Origin of the sequence: Microbacterium sp. NPDC057944 (assembly GCF_042887445.1) — a bacterium.
GTDB lineage: Bacteria > Actinomycetota > Actinomycetes > Actinomycetales > Microbacteriaceae > Microbacterium > Microbacterium natoriense.
Genome location: NZ_JBHVPJ010000002.1, coordinates 1 through 325, shown reverse-complemented (window position 1 = coordinate 325; position 325 = coordinate 1).

Below are 325 nucleotides of genomic sequence, written 5' to 3'. Positions count from 1 at the left end.
TCGACGGGGCGCACCACCATCACGGCTGTACCCACCCTCACGACGGGGCGCACCACCATCACGGCTGTACCCACCCTCACGACGGGGCGCACCACCATCACGGCTGTACCCACCCTCACGACGGGGCGCACCACCGTTGCGGGAGGAGCCTCCGCCGGAAGATCGGTCTCCGCGCGGTCCGCTATCGTTGCGACGCGGACGGCGCTCTTCCTCTTCCGACATGATGCTCCCTGTTTTGTTGGTGTAAATGCAAAATGGCCACCCATCGATGGGTGGCCATTTTGACTAAAAGGAGTCCGGCGGTGTCCTACTCTCCCACAGGGTC